At 60.2% G+C, this 16,297-nt stretch carries 18 protein-coding genes and 1 pseudogene; 7 read left to right on the top strand and 12 right to left on the bottom strand.

Annotation, left to right across the window (positions count from 1 at the left end):
• Together ACVMB1_RS20370 and ACVMB1_RS20375 are read left to right on the top strand one after the other, a co-directional pair.
• On the top strand, positions 1 to 651 hold the full coding sequence (locus ACVMB1_RS20370) for a 3-oxoacid CoA-transferase subunit B (protein WP_076826000.1): 651 nt from the start codon (positions 1 to 3) through the stop codon (positions 649 to 651).
• A 32-nt stretch (positions 652 to 683) separates the two neighbouring features.
• A complete protein-coding gene (locus tag ACVMB1_RS20375; protein ID WP_057016850.1) occupies positions 684 to 1,142 on the top strand; it encodes a MaoC family dehydratase in 459 nt (152 codons plus the stop codon).
• Between the two features lie 17 nt (positions 1,143 to 1,159).
• On the opposite strand, the gene fabI is transcribed toward ACVMB1_RS20375, so the two are convergent.
• From fabI to ACVMB1_RS20395, 4 genes are read right to left on the bottom strand one after another with little or no spacing between them, the layout of a single operon-like run.
• Complete coding sequence (fabI, locus tag ACVMB1_RS20380) at positions 1,160 to 1,951, bottom strand: enoyl-ACP reductase FabI (protein ID WP_076826002.1); 792 nt, start codon at positions 1,949 to 1,951, stop codon at positions 1,160 to 1,162.
• A complete protein-coding gene (locus ACVMB1_RS20385) occupies positions 1,948 to 3,162 on the bottom strand; it encodes an acetate/propionate family kinase (RefSeq protein ID WP_076826004.1) in 1,215 nt (404 codons plus the stop codon). Before ACVMB1_RS20385 ends, fabI begins: the two co-directional genes overlap by 4 nt.
• Positions 3,163 to 3,167: 5 nt before the next feature.
• Complete coding sequence (locus tag ACVMB1_RS20390; protein WP_456816350.1) at positions 3,168 to 4,133, bottom strand: phosphate acetyltransferase; 966 nt, start codon at positions 4,131 to 4,133, stop codon at positions 3,168 to 3,170.
• Between the two features lie 26 nt (positions 4,134 to 4,159).
• Positions 4,160 to 6,370, bottom strand: a complete 2,211-nt coding sequence (locus tag ACVMB1_RS20395; RefSeq protein WP_253623528.1) for a DUF3141 domain-containing protein — start codon at positions 6,368 to 6,370, stop codon at positions 4,160 to 4,162.
• Between the two features lie 209 nt (positions 6,371 to 6,579).
• Between ACVMB1_RS20395 and ACVMB1_RS20400 the strand changes: the two genes are divergently transcribed.
• Entirely contained in the window at positions 6,580 to 7,005 is a 426-nt protein-coding gene (locus tag ACVMB1_RS20400) for a GNAT family N-acetyltransferase (protein WP_307720381.1), read from the top strand.
• Between the two features lie 1,053 nt (positions 7,006 to 8,058).
• Here the strand turns inward: ACVMB1_RS20400 and ACVMB1_RS20405 are convergent.
• The 5 genes and pseudogenes from ACVMB1_RS20405 to ACVMB1_RS20425 all read right to left on the bottom strand — a co-directional run.
• Positions 8,059 to 8,358 (bottom strand): annotated as a pseudogene (locus ACVMB1_RS20405) (DUF3300 domain-containing protein); the annotation flags it as partial.
• Positions 8,359 to 8,508: 150 nt separating this feature from the next.
• Complete coding sequence (locus ACVMB1_RS20410) at positions 8,509 to 9,300, bottom strand: bestrophin-like domain (protein WP_456849154.1); 792 nt, start codon at positions 9,298 to 9,300, stop codon at positions 8,509 to 8,511.
• Positions 9,301 to 9,670: 370 nt separating this feature from the next.
• Positions 9,671 to 9,790 (bottom strand): MarC family protein, encoded by a 120-nt coding sequence (locus ACVMB1_RS20415; protein WP_253623526.1) that lies wholly within the window; start codon positions 9,788 to 9,790, stop codon positions 9,671 to 9,673.
• Positions 9,791 to 10,114: 324 nt separating this feature from the next.
• On the bottom strand, positions 10,115 to 10,921 hold the full coding sequence (locus ACVMB1_RS20420) for a Crp/Fnr family transcriptional regulator (protein ID WP_141342264.1): 807 nt from the start codon (positions 10,919 to 10,921) through the stop codon (positions 10,115 to 10,117).
• Between the two features lie 69 nt (positions 10,922 to 10,990).
• The gene (locus ACVMB1_RS20425) at positions 10,991 to 11,239 is read right to left on the bottom strand and encodes a hypothetical protein (RefSeq protein WP_456849156.1); all 249 of its coding nucleotides are present in this window, start codon (positions 11,237 to 11,239) and stop codon (positions 10,991 to 10,993) included.
• Between the two features lie 243 nt (positions 11,240 to 11,482).
• Here ACVMB1_RS20425 and ACVMB1_RS20430 point away from each other — a divergent pair, with 243 nt between their 5' ends.
• Together ACVMB1_RS20430 and ACVMB1_RS20435 are read left to right on the top strand one after the other, a co-directional pair.
• The gene (locus ACVMB1_RS20430; RefSeq protein WP_375162656.1) at positions 11,483 to 11,914 is read left to right on the top strand and encodes a zincin-like metallopeptidase domain-containing protein; all 432 of its coding nucleotides are present in this window, start codon (positions 11,483 to 11,485) and stop codon (positions 11,912 to 11,914) included.
• Between the two features lie 197 nt (positions 11,915 to 12,111).
• Positions 12,112 to 12,378 (top strand): DUF3892 domain-containing protein, encoded by a 267-nt coding sequence (locus ACVMB1_RS20435; RefSeq protein ID WP_141342262.1) that lies wholly within the window; start codon positions 12,112 to 12,114, stop codon positions 12,376 to 12,378.
• A gap of 928 nt (positions 12,379 to 13,306) precedes the next feature.
• Here ACVMB1_RS20435 and ACVMB1_RS20440 read toward each other — a convergent pair.
• The gene (locus ACVMB1_RS20440; protein ID WP_253589750.1) at positions 13,307 to 13,552 is read right to left on the bottom strand and encodes a hypothetical protein; all 246 of its coding nucleotides are present in this window, start codon (positions 13,550 to 13,552) and stop codon (positions 13,307 to 13,309) included.
• A 204-nt stretch (positions 13,553 to 13,756) separates the two neighbouring features.
• Between ACVMB1_RS20440 and ACVMB1_RS20445 the strand changes: the two genes are divergently transcribed.
• Together ACVMB1_RS20445 and ACVMB1_RS20450 are read left to right on the top strand one after the other, a co-directional pair.
• Positions 13,757 to 14,134 carry a hypothetical protein gene (locus ACVMB1_RS20445; protein ID WP_456849158.1) on the top strand — a complete coding sequence of 126 codons (378 nt, stop codon included), beginning with the start codon at positions 13,757 to 13,759 and terminating at the stop codon, positions 14,132 to 14,134.
• A 98-nt stretch (positions 14,135 to 14,232) separates the two neighbouring features.
• Positions 14,233 to 14,490, top strand: a complete 258-nt coding sequence (locus ACVMB1_RS20450; RefSeq protein ID WP_253625964.1) for a hypothetical protein — start codon at positions 14,233 to 14,235, stop codon at positions 14,488 to 14,490.
• An 820-nt stretch (positions 14,491 to 15,310) separates the two neighbouring features.
• Here the strand turns inward: ACVMB1_RS20450 and ACVMB1_RS20455 are convergent.
• Together ACVMB1_RS20455 and ACVMB1_RS20460 are read right to left on the bottom strand one after the other, a co-directional pair.
• Positions 15,311 to 15,514: a cold-shock protein gene (locus ACVMB1_RS20455; protein ID WP_456849160.1), complete on the bottom strand. Its 204-nt coding sequence runs from the start codon at positions 15,512 to 15,514 to the stop codon at positions 15,311 to 15,313.
• Positions 15,515 to 15,856: 342 nt separating this feature from the next.
• Positions 15,857 to 16,102, bottom strand: coding sequence for a hypothetical protein (locus tag ACVMB1_RS20460; RefSeq protein WP_141342256.1), 246 nt, complete (start codon positions 16,100 to 16,102; stop codon positions 15,857 to 15,859).
• Positions 16,103 to 16,297: the final 195 nt, after the last annotated feature.

A 16,297-nucleotide genomic window follows, 5' to 3' on the forward strand; every position in this document is an offset into this window, starting at 1 on the left:
ATGGATGCACAGACCATCATTGCGCGTCGCGTAGCGAAAGAACTGCGGCCGGGTAACCTCGTCAATCTCGGCATCGGAATTCCGACCCTGGTTGCGAACTACGTTCCTGCAGGGCTCAACGTGTACTTCCAGTCCGAGAACGGCCTGATCGGCACGGGCCCAATTCCCGAGCAGGGCATGGCTCATCCGCTGCTGACCGATGCCGGCGGCAAGCCGATCAGCGCCTTGCCGGGCGCGGCGACCTTCGATAGCGCGATGTCGTTCGGCCTGATCCGTGGCGGTCATGTCGACATCACGGTGCTCGGCGGCCTGCAGGTCGACGCCACGGGGCATCTGGCTAACTGGATGATCCCGGGCAAAATGGTGCCGGGCATGGGCGGAGCCATGGACCTCGTCAGCGGTGCCAAGCGGGTCATCGTCGCCATGCAACATGCGGCAAAAGGAAAGTCGAAGATCGTGGCCAGATGTAACCTGCCGCTGACGTCAGCGCGACCTGTCGACCTTGTCGTGACAGATATGGCGGTCATCGCCTTCCCCGGCGGCAAGGCGACCCTGCTGGAAACGGCGCCGGGCCTGACGGTCGCCGAGGTACTGGCGGTGACGGAGGCGGAACTCGCAATTCCCGATGCCGTTCCCGAAATGGCATTCTGACGAAAGCGAGCCAGAACAGAGCGAGAAGGACTATGCGGATATTCAACGGATTTGGCGAACTCAAGTCGGCGGTCGGCACCGAGGTCGGCATCAGCGAATGGATTGAGATCACCCAGGAACGCATCAACAAATTCGCCGACGCGACCTGCGACGAGCAGTGGATTCACGTCGATCAGGAACGCGCGAAGGCCGAAATGCCCGGAGGTAAGACCATCGCCCACGGCCTCTTGTCGCTGAGCCTGACGCCGATGTTCATCCGCTCGGTGATGGGCCTGAAGGGGTTGAAGAACACGCTCAACTATGGCGCGGACCGGATCCGCTACCTGGCACCGGTGCCCGCCGGATCAAAGTTGCGCGGTCGCGTCGGCATCGCGGAAGCCGAAGACGTGCCGCCGAATGGGCTGAGAGTGCACTACCGCGTTGTGATCGAGATGGAGGGCGGTGCCCGCCCTGCCTGCGTAGCGGAGGTCATCGGCCTGCACTACAGCTGACCCCGAGCTTACGTGCGTCAATCGATGATATGGTAGCCTCCATCGACGTAGAGCACGTCTCCCGTGATCAGCTTTGCGCCGTCGAGGGCGAGGAACGCCGTGGCCTTGCCGACGTCGTCGATGCTGACGAGGCTGCGCGTCGGTGCCTGCGACTGCGCCTTGTCCATCAATTCGTCGAATTCGGGAATGCCGGATGCTGCGCGCGTGGCAAGTGGTCCTGGCGAGATGGCGTGGACCCGAATGCCTTTCGGCCCAAGCTCGGCCGCGATGTAGCGCACGGCTGCCTCAAGCGCCGCCTTCGCGACGCCCATCACATTGTAGTTCTTCACCACCATCTGGCTGCCGTAATAGGTCATGGTGAACATCGTACCGCCGTTCTTCATCAGCGGTTCGGCGAGATGGGCCATGCGCATGAACGACCAACAGGACACGTCCATGGTCTTCTGGAAGCCGGCGCGATCCACATCGACCACACGGCCATGCAAGGCGTCCTTCGGTGAGAACGCGATCGAGTGAAGCAGGAAGTCGAGCTGACCCCACTCCTTCTGGATCCGCTCGAACACTTTCTCGGTCTCGCCCTCGACCATCACGTCAAGCGGCATGAAGATCGGCGATTCCAGCGCCTTGGCCAGCGGTTCGACGTGCTTCTTGGCCTTTTCGTTCAGGTAGGTGACGGCGAGTTCGGCGCCGAGCGCCCGAAACGCCTTGGCACAGCCCCAGGCGATCGATTGGTCATTGGCGATGCCGACGATCAATCCCTTCTTGCCCTTCAGCGCGACACTGGTCTCAGGATAAACCGGGATGGTCATGACACTCTCTCGCGTTTAGGATTGGGCGATGGCTGGTTCATGAGCAGCGTCAGCGTATGCTGCGCGATCATCAGTTCCTCATCGGTCGGCACGACGAATACGGGGATTCGGCTTTCGGGTCCGGAGATCCTGGTCGCGTGCCGCGCATTCTCGGCGGGATCCAGCGCGATCCCAAGCCAGGACAGCCTCTCGGCAATGCGAGCACGGATCGAAACGGAGTTCTCACCGATCCCCGCGGTGAAGACGAAGCCGTCGAGTCCCTCCAGCGCGGCTGCCAGCATGCCGGCGTTAAGGCCAACACGGTAGACGAAATAATCGATCGCAAATGCAGCTTGCGGGTCTCCGCTTGTCTCGAGCTCGCGCATGTCGTTGCTGACGCCGGACAGTCCCTTTAAGCCGCAGTCGCGGTAGAGAAAATCCTGCACCTTGGAGGCCGACATTCCCTTCTCGGTGAGCAGGTGCAGGACGACACCGGGATCGATCTGGCCGGGCCGCGTTCCCATCGCGAGGCCGTCGAGCGCCGTAAATCCCATCGTGCTCTCGACGCTCCGGCCTGCCCGCATCGCACACATCGAGGCGCCACTGCCGAGATGGGCCACGATCACACGTCCAACCGCGACCTCCGGCGCCACCTGCGGCAGCCGCTTGGCCACATATTCGTATGACAGGCCATGGAAGCCGTAGCGCCTGACGCCTTCGGCGTACAGCTGGTGCGGAATGGCATAATGATCCGCCAGCGGGTCATGATCACGGTGGAACGCCGTATCGAAGCAGGCCACCTGCGGCAGGGCCGGAAAATTGGTCAGCAGGGATTTGATGGGCGCCAGATTGTGCGGCTGGTGCAGCGGCGCCAGCTGCGCGTAGCGTTCCAGCCGCGACACGACCACAGGATCGATCAGCACCGGGTGCGCGTAATCCGGGCCGCCGTGAACAACCCGATGGCCTACGGCCACAGGGTTGATGTTGAGTTCCTCCCTCAGCCAGGCTCCCGCGACGGACATGGCGGCAGGAACGTCGGCAACCGCTTCGATCGGATAGGCGCGGTCGGCCAGCGGTTCGCCACTTGAGCCGCTGGCGCGCATTCGCGGCCGGCTGCCGATGCCGTCCATCTGGCCCTTCAGCTGCCGCCGCAGCCGGCCCTCGCCTTCCACCGCGAAGACCTGGAATTTCACGCTTGAGGAGCCGGCATTGACGACGAGGATCGTATCCATGGCAGTCACGCGGCGGCGATCGGAGCACGGCGACGCCGGGCATCCGCGTAAAGGCATGCAACCGCGGCTGACGCCATCCGTGACCGCGCCGAATCGGCACGCGACGTCAGCACCACCGGCACCCGCGCGCCGAGCACGATGCCGGCGCCATCGGCCTTGGCAAAATAGGCCAGATTCTTCGCCAGCATGTTGCCGGACTCGAGGTCGGGCACGACCAGGATTTGCGCCCGGCCGGCGACCTCCGACCTGATCCCCTTGATCCGCGCCGCTTCCAGGTCGATCGCATTGTCAAAGGCCAGCGGACCATCGAGCAGCGCGCCGGTGATCTGTTTGCGGTCCGCCATTTTGCAGAGCGCGGCCGCTTCGATGGTCGATGGAATCTTTGACGTGACGGTCTCGACCGCCGACAGGATCGCCACCCGCGGTGTCGTGCCGAAACCGGCCTCATTGTAGAGATCGACGGCATTCTGGATGATATCGCGCTTGGCGTCGAGGTCCGGGAAGATGTTGATGGCGGCATCGGTGACGAACACCGTTTCGGTGTAGGCCGGCACATCCATCACGAACACGTGGCTGATGCGCCGGTCGGTGCGCAGCCCACCGACCTTTGCCGTCACGCTGCGCATCAGCTCATCGGTGTGGAGGCTGCCCTTCATCAGGACTTCGCCTCGCCCCTCATGAATCAACTCGACGCCCCTGGCCGCGGCAGCAGCCTCAGTTGGCGGCGTATCAACGATCTCATAGCCCGCAATATCAATATTGTGCTTTGTCGCGGTATCCCGGATTCGCGCGGCCGGACCGACCAGAACCGCCTTGATGATTCCTGCCTCGGCGGAGTCGATCGCCCCTCGCAGCGAGCTTTCATCGCAGGGATGCACCACGATCGTGGAGACCGAGGGAACGCCCTTCGCGGCGACGATGAGGCGATCATATTTCGATCCCGGCTGGGCTTCGTTCGGTCCGGCTGCCATGACACCCATCGCTCCGCTCTGAATTGCTATGATGCCCGGGCTTTCGGATCGAAAGGGACGGTGTTGTCGTAACCGTCGAGCCCGAACAGCCCGGCGACGTGCTTCAATCGCCTGGCCACCTCGCCGGATATTTCCGCGCTCGCCGACAGCACGTCCTGAATGGCGGCAAACGCCCTGCGGCGCTCGTCCATGTTATCCGGCAAAAGCTTTGGAATGGCCGCAAGCGCGGATTCCCGATCAAGCAGCAGCATGAAGAACTGCTCGCGGACCAACATCTTGAACTCCGCGAGCGTCACGCGCGCAGCCTCATCGGCCTGGCGAAGCCGCCGCAGCGCCTCGAGGCTGCGCTCGTCCACCATGCCCCGGGCCGATCCGACGTAAAGCAAGGCCCGAATGCCGGCCTCTCGCATACCACCGGAGCCGATCCTGGAAGTCAGCTCCGCTACGCGAGCTTGCAAGAGCTCGCGGTGCTTTGGATCCATGTCGCGGCGTTGGGAGGGTGTCGACTGCGGATCGACCCCGACCGCGGCCTGCAGCGCCGGCGAGCCGTAAACGGCAAGGAACATCGCCTCGCTCAGCGCCTCCTGCGAGTCACGCCACTGATCGAGCGAACTGACGATCTGCTGCGATACCCGCTCCTGGAACGCCAGGAACGGATTGTCCTTGGCGACGGGTTTGCGGTCGTCGCGCGCTTTCTCCGCGGCGCTCTCCACCATCTTCATCCAGGGGTTCTCGCTGCTGAACGCCTCGTATTGCAGGCGGAGCGGATGCCAGTTGCGCATCATCTCCGCCATCTGTGGCGTCACCATCGATTTGACCCAGGGCTGCACGTATTTCTGATAGGCAGCGAGATTCATTTCCGAGACACGCTTGGCAGTCTCGAAACGCCGCTCATCCTCCGGCGAGTTCCCGCCCATCGCCCGGATGTCGTCGAGTGTGCGGGCCTCGCAGCGCATCACCCACTGCCCGACCGCAAGCTCATCATTGAGCGTGTCGGATCCCCTCGCCTCGAACGTCGCTTCGTAAAGGCCGGGCGGCAGCACGTCGATCAGGTCGATGTTGCTCGAGAACTCCGCGTGCTCCTTCTTGGCCACGCCACCGGAAACGAAGATGCCGAGATGGCCGACCGTCTCATGCACGGTATAGACGATGGTCTGCCCATGTGCCCTGATCTCGTCGACATCAGCATAAAGGTCCAGAATCCAGTGCAGCGCCTGTTGCGGAGGCGTGATGTTGTCCCCTTTCGAGCAGAACACCACGATCGGCGAACGAATCTTGCGCAGATCGACCGTGGTCCCGTCGGACATCTTGACCCGGCCGGCACCCAGGTTGTTGCCGATGAAGAGTTCATCGACGATGAACTGGATCTCCTCGGCATTGAGGTTGACGTGCCCGCCCCACCAGCGCTCGAATTCGAGATAGCGGTCGGCCTCGGTGTCGACCTTGGAGTAGACGTTGTACTGCTTGGTCCAGAGCGTGTTCGACGGATTCTGATTCTCGAAGTTCTGCACCAGCCAGGCACCGTCAAACTTGCCGGCGCCGAGGTCGCTGGAAAGCGCGGTCAGCCAGCTTCCGCCGAGCAGTCCGCCGGAGTAGCGCATCGGGTATTTGCCGTGTACGCCAGCCCAATAAGCGAGCGGCGCGCCCGCCACGATCACCGGACCGAACAGTTCCGGCCGTAACGAGGCGAGGATCATGATCGCCCAGCCGGCCTGGCAGTTCCCGATCACACATGGTTTCCCATCAGCCTCGGGATGCCGCTCGATGACCTTTTCGATGAAGATTGCTTCAGCGTGGGCAATGCGCTCGATGGTCTGGCCCGGCATTGGCTCGGGCAGGAAGCCGATGAAATAGCAGGGATGCCCCGCCTTCATCGCGACGCCGATCTCACTATCGGCTTTGAAGCCGCCGATCCCCGGTCCATGGCCCGCACGCGGGTCGACGACAACGAATGGCCGCCGCTTGAGGTCGATTTCCACACCCTTGGGCGGGATGATGCGCACCAACGCATAGTTGACCGGCTGCTCGAGCGTGCGACCGTCCAGGATGAGCTCGGCTGCATAGCTCAGGACGTGGGGCGCCGTCTGGGCAACATGCTCGCGATACTGATCGCCGCGCTGCCGCAGTATGTCCAGCAGCAGTACGCTACGCTGCCCGGCATCCACCATATATTCCACGGCCTTGGCGACGACCCCTGACATCGGGCCGCCCGGGAGTTGCAGATTGTCCAGCGACATCGTTTCGGTCCTTCCGCCGACAGTCCGATTGAAAGCGTCACGCGCACCGGATCGTTGATTTAGGTCAAGCCACGAGCCCCAGCCGTACGTCTTTCTTGCGCCGGGAGGATAGGCTGATGCCCGTGCCTGAGAATTATGCAGCGAGCGAACGCCTGCGCGATGGCCGGAGCGTCGAGATCCGCATGTTACGAGCGGACGACCAGGACGACATGTTGGCCGCCGTTGGCCGCACGAGTAGCCAGTCGCTGCAACGTCGCTTCTTCGGCCCCAAGCGAAGCTTCTCAAAGAAGGAGGTCGATTTCTTCATGAACATCGATTTCGCCAATCACGTCGCCTTGATCGCGCTTGCCGACGAGGACGAACACGAGGTGATCATCGGCGGCGGTCGCTACGTCGTCATGGATCCCGGAATGGCCGAGATCGCCTTCGTGACCATCGACGACTATCAGGGACAGGGCGTCGGCACCTTGCTCATGCACCACCTCCTCATCCTGGCGCGCACGGCTGGGCTCGAGCAGCTCGTCGCCGAAGTCCTGCCAGAGAACACGGCGATGCGAAGGGTTTTCGCCAAATTTGGCTTTCAAGTCCGACGCGGAAGGGATCCCCAGGTCATTTGTTTGGCGCTACCGCTGTAAGCGCGAGGCTCTTCGCCGAGGGTTGTAAGCCGACGATGCCGCCCGCAAACTGCTCAGTGACCCCGAAGGAACTTGCCATGAGGAAAGCGCCTACAGACGATCGAGCCAAGAGCAGCCCCCCGATCGTCCGCCGCACCGAAACACGCGACACATTGGAAACAAATGCCATTCAACCGAGCATCGAGATCTGGGACTGTGCGACCTTCAACTTGACTGACTGGCTCCGCGAGAACGGCACTTGGCAACCCCTTCTCAAGAAGCCGCGAGTCTAGCCCTTGCGTGCCATCAGTTCTTGTCATTCCGTGCCGGACATTTGGACGCGAATGCATCCGGGTTTCCTGCACGAATAAGGCCGCCAACTGAGGCGGCCGTGCTGTTTAACTCAAAAAGTTGGGCGCGCGTGCTGGGGCGACTACCGGCCCGGGCGGCGGCGCATGTGCGCCAAGTGCCTTACGGCAAGAACATCGCGATGCCGATGATGACGAGCGGGCTTAGTCCAAAGAGTACAATACAAAAGCTACTAAGGAGATCACTGCCCATGACCGCAACTCCTGCGTTGCGGTTGGGACTCTACATCCGATCGAACGCGGTTGCATAGTGCAATCACCGCCACCTCAATTGGAGAAACAAACTTGTCTGGATCAAACGCGCATGCGCGAAATGAGCGCGAATTGCAACACAGGAATTTATACACCCACAACACTGAATAGGCTTCTCGATATCTCTAATGAGAGCATCGGCCTAGGCTTGGTTGCCACAGGGCTAAAACCCAAACTAGGTCGCTCCAAAAAATCAAAGCGGACCACTGTGGATGGAAACAGGCCAGCACGTTCAAAGCTGGGGTTGCCGGTTGGTTCGGCAATCCAGCCCCGATCCGCTGGCTAGTTTAGGGCCAGCGAATCCGCGCTTGGAGCAGCCGACCGTGGGCGCGGTCTTCGGCGCGGCAGCGCGCCAGTGTTCGGCAGCACGCCTCCGGACGCGGCCCAACCACCATACGACCGAAACTTGAGGCCGAGCCGGGAATAGTAGACACGCAGATATCCGTCGCGCGGCCTTGAGGGCATCTCCCTTGAGGTTCTTGTTCTGCTTCATCCAGCGATCCGCGTGCACCACTTCCAGCGGATAGGTCGATGCCATCAGCACATTCGACATTAGCGTATCGGGATACAATGCAATGGGCGCTACCAGCGCCTCGAGCTCAGCCGGCTTTAGCGCCGGCTGCTCGGGAACCGGCGCGGGTGCATTGCTCGGCGTTTGCGGCCCCTGGTCGTTTGTCTGTGCTCGCGCAGGAAGGCCGACATGCAATAATCCGAGGAAGGCGCATATCCAGCATATTGTTCTGATGATCCGCATGTCGCGCGTCCCTCCTCATAACAACGGCGAACCAGCAACAGCATCCAGTGTCCCTGTCACGCGTTCTTGACTTAGATTAACGTGGCTGCCTGCCGCGCGTATTCCCGAAGGGAACGGAGCGACGATCCGTTCCTCCACCCGCCTAGCGGCTCAGTTCATCCGCTCATAAGCGTCGGCAAGAAAATGGTCGAAGCTCTCGATCCGAATGAGACCGAGGCGCGGATACTCCATGTCCGTGACGATGTAGAGCGCGACCGTCAGGGTTCCTGCAAATATCACCATATGTATCCAACTGCGCCCCGCGTTCGCCGCCATGCCGAAACCAGCGAGCAGTGAGCAACCGAGACCAAGCCCGAACAGCATGAAGTAGACGATCTGCGGCGGATGCTTTTCGGCCGCACCAGCGCGCTGAAGCGCCACCTCGAAGAGGCTGTTCAGCGCCGGGAGCGACAACGCGCATGCAGGCCGGTAGTTTGGCTGCGGGCAGGCCACCACCGCCGAACCCCACAACCGGTTCTTGAGGTCTCGTACTTTCTTTTCCTGTTGGTCTGAAAACTCTTCCGCTCGCTGCAGCACAAGAAAGTCATGCGGCATACGATACAGCTCGATCCGAGCGCCAACGTACTCCTTGAGGCTACCCTGGAGCCTGCGTCCATCGTCCCCGGCAAATAGGCTCAGCCTGTCGTACGCCGTGGCGGCCGTCGTCGCTTCCTGAATGACCAACTGACGGCGATCATCGAAGCGCTGCAATGCACCCGAGATCGTGAATGCCAGTAGGAGGCCCATCAAGCCGAAGATTGCACCTTCAACAGTCGCAAACCCTCCGGTTCCCTCGCTCCGTTCACGATAGCGCCTGCCCAGATGCTGCCCCCAACGGAGCAAGATGAGCGAGCCGACAAAAAACAGGGCGGCGATGGCTATGGCAAACAACATGAAGATCATCGCCGATCTCCAAGGGATGATCCTGAGCGCGACAGTGTGGTGCACATCGTGCAAGCATTTTGACGAGTGCAATCGCCTCAACTCTCAAAGGAAATTGGCGGCAATCCCGGAAACAATGCCGACGACCCGCGACCGGCATGATGCCGGAGCCGACTTTACAACACCTCCTTGCCGAACATGCAGCGGCTGCGATCCCACGGTACGACCCGACCTCGTGTGCTCGTGTGGACGAAGGCGCGCACCGGATCCGCAGGCGAAGACGGCGCGTTACGGCGAGACCTGTAGCGCGTTGAACTCAGTGAACCAGCCCGGCTCGCCTACCCCTCAACTGAGCCGATCCAATTGTCGATGAATTATACGGAGATGCCGGTCACCGACCGCGCAACCTCGACCACCCGGTGATCATGATCTGAACCCCGATACACAGAAGCAGAAATGCGGAGAGCTTCGTGACCACGCTCGTTCCTTCTTCCCCGAACAGCCGGGCCATCGCGCTCGACCTTCGATAACGTGATATATCGTCGCGGTCCCGGACCGCGGTATCACCGTGAGGGCAATAATAGGCTACTCCGAGCGTGTGGTTCACCGTGGCAGACACCGCAGCTTCTGCAATCGTCCTTTCAAAAAAGCGAATTCGTTCAATGGGGTTGACAGGACACCCCTTGCGCCAGATCTAAGGCGGCGCACGCTCGGTCCCGGGCCTCGCTGACGTCCGGTTCTCGCCTTTTCGCGCGCCCTGGTACGCTGCACTAACCCGTCGGGGAACCGTCTGTTGGATACCCGCCTCCATTGAGTTTATCGAGCCGGACCGCCGTCAGTTCGCGGAGCCCGTCTGCACCGCGATCCTGTTCTGCGCGATGATGGCTTCGGCCCGCGCGAGATTTTCCAGTAGGCGCTGGCTGGTCAAGACAAGGAAGTAATAGCCGAACTGCGGGTTCTGGAAGTAGATCTCGAGCAGCTTTTCATAGGTGATGGTTAGAACGTGGCCGTCCTCGATACATTCGATCGTCGCGGTCCGGCGGTTGTCAGGCGTGAGGAAGCCGAGTTCGCCCATCAGGCGGCCCGGCGGAACATCGACGTTGATTTCGACGACCCGGAATCTGCCGGTAACTGTCAGCAGCATTTCGTTGGCTGCGTCACCTTTCTCCATCAAGATATCACCCTTGCGATACTTGCGCTGGGTCATGAACGGCTTGAGCCACTCCATCGACATGTCGCCCTGTGTTGCGGCGCGCGCCTTCTTCACGAGAGCGAGCATTTGACGAAGGCGGTAGGCGTTGATGGGAACCATCAGGAGATAAAGAAGAAATGTCGTGACGGCTCCAGTGAGCGCACCGAAGATGGCGAAGAATACGCAACCGATCATGTTAGCGACCCGGAGCGGCACCATGGTCTGCGTCAGCAGGGTGGCGACAAAGAAGATCGCGCCGACCAGGGCGAACATGTTTGCCAGGGTGATGTTGTGCAGAAAGATTTCCAGCAGCCGGCTGAAGATGGCGTCCCAGGTCACGTTGTTGGGATCGAGCCCCATCTGAACCAGAATCTTTGCGAACCTGAGGTTATCGGTTGCTGCATCTAGAATGCGGTCCAGCATGCTGGACACGTCTGCGCTAAGCATCATTTGGTTTCGCCAATGTGTGAGCCAATACCGGCAGCGGCTATTCCGGATGAAACCATTGCGCTCGTCAACTCAAACGAAAGACTCGGCGCGAGCGAGATAGAGTACAAATAGGAATCCGGCGACCGTCGGCAGCACCACCAGCAAGCCTCCTGCCAGCGCCACCCGAATTATCGCATGCGTCACCGGCGCGAGGACGGTGCGACCCACCGGCGCTTGGGCAAAGACCGCTTCCAGCGCATCGGTGCCGCCAATGAAGCCTTTGCCGATCGCCGCGGCTACAATGCTGGCGAGGACGGAAAAGCGCTTTGCGCGCCTCACGAACGGCTTCTCAAAGAATCTGGATCACCACGCAGCAGTCGTGAGCCTGTACGTGGCTCACTACAATCTGTGGCCGGTGCATGAGGCGGTGCGCACCACGCCAGCAGTGGCGCTTGGCGTTCGCCAAGCTCCCGAGTTGTATCGCGATCGTCCGGCGTGGAGTTCATCACCGACGTTGTATCGTGGGTTTATGGTGCGCTCGCAGGGCGTTCGCATCTGCTGCGATTTCAACGGCTTGTGCCGATGACGAGGATCGAAAGGGTTCTTCCAGCGAGTGGCATTCCGGTGCACTACGAGGCGACAGACCAAACCGGCCTATTACCCCGCACGAGGCAAAGTCATGATGCCGGCCTATTCCGCATTCGATTCGGACGACGACTTTGTCTCGACGTTGGCCACGAACCGATCCACGCCACTGGGCACCAGTTACGATTGAACCACAAGTTCAACGCGAAGGTGTTCAGCAATGCCAAGGCGGCCGAGGAATGCGTCGCCGAACTCGGTAGTGCGTTCATAGCGGCTCACTTCGGTTACAGCTATATCGAAGCCCAATCCCCAGCTTGCAGCAAGGCTGGCTCGAAGTCCTCAAGGGCGACAACCGGGCTATCTTCAGCCTTGCGTCCTACGCCTCCCAGGCGGCCGACTGGCTGCTGCAGAAGGCCATGGGGTGGATGAGACCACGCCAGCGGTCGAGCAGCCAAAGGTTGAAGATGCAATAAGTGAGCACTCCGATTTTAAACGCCGCTGCTGCGGCACACATTAGAATGGGGGAAACGACGCACCACTCGTTTTGATACCAATGTCCTATTTCAATCTCCCTCTAGTTGTGCTCCAAATTGAGCTTTCGAAGAAGAGCTAATTGGGAGGGGAAATTGCCAGACGTACAGGTGACCTGCATCAATAAGCAGCCACGAAACGATCCGCACGAGGGCATCACGCATCTCGGAGGCATCAACTGGAAGTGGCCGCGATCACAAGTCATCCAATCAATTGAAAGCGGGGCCAACACATTCTTCACGATGGTCGGCGGCAAGCGAGCCGACGTGGGAGTCGTAAATGGACCGAACGGCAAATATGTTCGGACCCATGCTGACGGCTACTACAACGACAATCTCTTAGCCCTGCCGGAGTGTCGATGAACTTGTCCTGACCGGGTTGCCTACATCGCGCAATGTGCTACACGGCGCTCCTCTCAATAAGGAGCGCCACGTGGCCAAAAATAGAAAAGCAATTCGCCGCAAGTGGACAACGGACGAGGTTCGCGACCTTAAGGCGTTAGCGAAGCAAAAGTTGGGCGCAGCGAAAATCGCAAAAAGGCTAAAGCGCACGAAGAGCGCTACGATCGCTAAGGCGTTTATCCTAGGCGTGTCGCTGGAGACGCGAGGTTAATTCCCACCACGGCAAACCAAACGGTGCTAGAATTTGCCTGCCCACGTGAGTCGGGGACATCTAAGATGACTTCAATTATCGAATGGGGACCGCTCCAGAGAGCGACGAATGCCCTCCACCAGCCCGTGATCTGCCGGAACTTCGATGTCAGGTCGCGAGATGGCTATGTCAGCGGACAAATCGTTGTCGACGACACATCCGATCCTGCCGCAATGTCGGAATGCGAGAGCCGGCTAGCCTTGCTGCTGAGAGACGCCCTCACCGATCTTGGCCGGTAAGTCAGTCCAGCAAGTCGTCATCATCCTCGGCTGACAGCGAGCGCCGCCACACTGGTAGCTTTCGTCGTGAGTGGCGCTGATGCCAGCCGAGGAAAAGTAAACCCGATTGGCAACCACCAAGCTGCACCACCCATAACGTCACGCCGTCCGGCGCATGTGACACAATTCGCCGAGTGCGGCAGTTGTGTTCTTCGTCACGCGCTTCGTCTACACGCGCAGCAGCCGCCACCTTACATTCATGGCCGCCTATCCAGCATTTGTCGCGATTGACAAGTAAAACCCGATTGTCGTGACAGACAATATGGCGAACGTAGACCACCCGTCTCACCGTCTTCGCTGCACAGGCTGCGTGTTTCGGCAATTTCCGGACACCGATTTCGGTAATTCGCGGAAGGCGATTTCAGTAATTCCGGGACAGGGATTCCGCTAAATCGCGGACAGTTGCGCGAGGTTGGTTTTCGGGAGCGCCGTTCAGGCACGCGAAGATTCGGAACCACATCCAGGTGGTTTCAGATTCAGACAGGAAGCCGGTTACCAACTCCTCGGCGAAGCGCTGCACCGCCAGCGCGTCCTCGCGATACTCTGGCAGTTGGCAGGTAATCTGACTTGCCTGTCGGCGACGCCAATCCTGCGGTTGCTCGCTCATCCCATTGCTCTCTGCTGCCAGTCTTGGCTGCTAGCTTGTTCGTACAGGTATTCATGGTCGGCTATTCCGGGCTCGGCGGGACACACTGATGAGCGTGGCCAGGGAGCTCTCCCGACGTCGGCGGTTGGACCAGGTAGTTCAGCAACCAAAACGAACGTGAGGTGTTTTAGAATCGGGCGACTTTCTAAAAGCTGGGAGAGTCCGATGTTTAGGAAAATCCTAATCTCACTGATCGCAGTTATCGCCGTGGCGTTTGCACCGACTGCTGCCTCTGCGCGTGGAGGCTTCAGCGGCGGCGGTTTTCATGGTGGTTTTCATGGCGGATTTGGTGGCGGCGGCTGGCGCGGCGGTGGTTGGCGCGGAGGCGGGTTTGGAGCGGCCGCTGTTGGACTTGGGATAGGTCTGGGCTTGGCGGGTGCCTACGCTGCCTACGGTTACCCCTACGGATACGGCTACCCATATGGGTATGGCTACGACTACGGGTATGGCTACGGTTATCCGTATGGCTACGGCTACCCGTACAGCGCCAGTTATGGCTATTGCCTCGCAACAGCCAGCCAGCAGGAGTATACTTGCTATTAATAGCGAGCCAGCGGCTCATCCTGCTTGAATGTTGAGACAATCGCGACCTGCCGATTGGGGAGCCGCGGGTGCTTTGCCCGGCAAATGTGGAGGGTAAAATGGCCCTGCACTTCAGCCAGGTCTGGACTGGCGATTTGGAGATGTGGATCGCAAGCAGCGACGACTACTCATTCGTTATCAGCAACGAGAGCCGGAGTGGACCCGGGTTGCATGGAGAGCCGGGCTTTGTTGCGTCATATCGCCCCGACTTTCTGAATATGCCCGCAGCTCAAGTGTCCGGGTCGCCCTTCGGCACGTTCGCTGAAGCCGAGCGGGCCTGCAATGCGTTCTTGGGTCGCCTCATTATCGAAGGATGATAGCCGCGCCGTTACCGGCTCCAGAGAATTCGGCTACCAACTAATCGTCAGTCAGAGAAGGTCTGCCGTGCTGAGAGCAATCTTCATTACGACTTGTCTAGTTGCAGCGTCGCCATCGGTTGCCCAGCAGGTGCGGGTGATCACCGGGGACTTTGAGCATGTATACGGACCTGGTGGTGAGGTCCTCGACGATGCCGAGATGCGTGCACGAAACCAGCGGGCTTCTGAAAAGATTCAGATTGAAAAACAGCTCGCGATTGAGAGGCAACAAATCGAGGCCGAGCGACTCAGGCGTCGGTCAGACCAAGAGGCTGCTCTCGCCTACGATGCAACTGCTCCGACGTGGGACTCAACATACGGCGGCTGGTTTTTCGTTAATCGCCATCGGGGCCACCTGAGGATAGGCGTCTCGCCGAGGATGGGCCCGAGGATGGGCGGCTCGCGAACGACGCCGTAACCAAGCTGACCTCCCCGGCGCTCCGAGGCCAATCGCCGGCTGGTCGAGATCGGGCTGAAGGCGAAATCCAGTGAACGCACGCCGCCGAACGGCAAGTTCGAAAGGGCTGCTTTCGCGCGTCTATGCTGTAACGATCGTCAGATCGTTTGGCACTCGGCGGCTGGGGGTTCGCTCATAGAACGCCAAACATCGCCGAGCATAGAGGACTTCCACCTCCAAGCTGTCGTTCATACTCGGCACACATGAGAATGGCCCCGACGCCGTCGCGTCGGGGCCGCATTTCAATCTCCCGCAGTCGGGGTTGGGCAACTGAAACCACGGAAGCATTGAATTGAACCCGGGCGCTGCCACTTGTTCCCGGTGTCAGCCCACCCGCAGATTTTCGGCTGACGTCTTGCCGCGGCTTTCCCGCTCTTCGTAACTGACCTTTGCACCCTCGTTGAGGCTGCTCAGTCCCGCTTTCTCAACGGCCGAAATATGCACAAAGACATCCTTGCCACCGTTGTCAGGCTGGATGAAACCGTAGCCCTTCGTCGGGTTGAACCACTTCACAGTACCAATCGCCACTAGACAAATCTCCTTTGAGGAATGGCGGCAGCCTAGTTCGACAGCGCGGCATCCCGCAAGGCCCAATGCGGGACCGTTGGCAACAGTATAAGTACGGTAACGTTTCGGAGGAGCGGGTGCGCCGCCCCGCTTGTCAGCTCCTCGATTTTCTTGGGACCGCTAGGCTTCGGAGCGACCTACCGCGCAACCACTGCGCAGCATTGACCTGCGTCATGCGGGCGTGACGAGAGTGCTGTTACCGTTGCTGGCATTGCTGACCAGCTGAAATTCCGCGGCCGGGACAAAACATTTCGAGCCCAGCGGCGTAGTTTCTCGGGAGATTAGTTGGGCGCTGCAGGCCACTCATTCGAGTGGTAGGGAAAGTGTCGGCAGCGGCTTATTGCCCTGCTCGCAACCTGTTCGCCCCTTGGGCGGTAGACTCGGCGTTGAGGCATCCGCGGCAGTCTCGCCCATGAAGTGGGTCAAATTAACGTCCGATGACCACTCCACATAACCAACGACCGCAAAAGCAACCGCCGCCACGATGACAATACTGACCACCGAAGCGGCGGCTGTTGCCGACCAGCTTTGGCTTTTGAAAAACGGCATCACGATTCTCCGACACCGAGCTGCCACCCGGCGCTTGCGTTAGATCAGCTCGCGATTTTCGAGTGTGAACGGCCTCACATTTCACGCGCACTTGATCCTGAGGCAGCGCTTTACTGAGGCGGCGGCTTCGTCGAGCCTGTCATTCCCCTGTGGCATTGGTCGTGCAGCACACTTGAGGCTGGGGATTTCAGTGTC

It is taken from the genome of Bradyrhizobium sp. USDA 4504 (assembly GCF_054063995.1).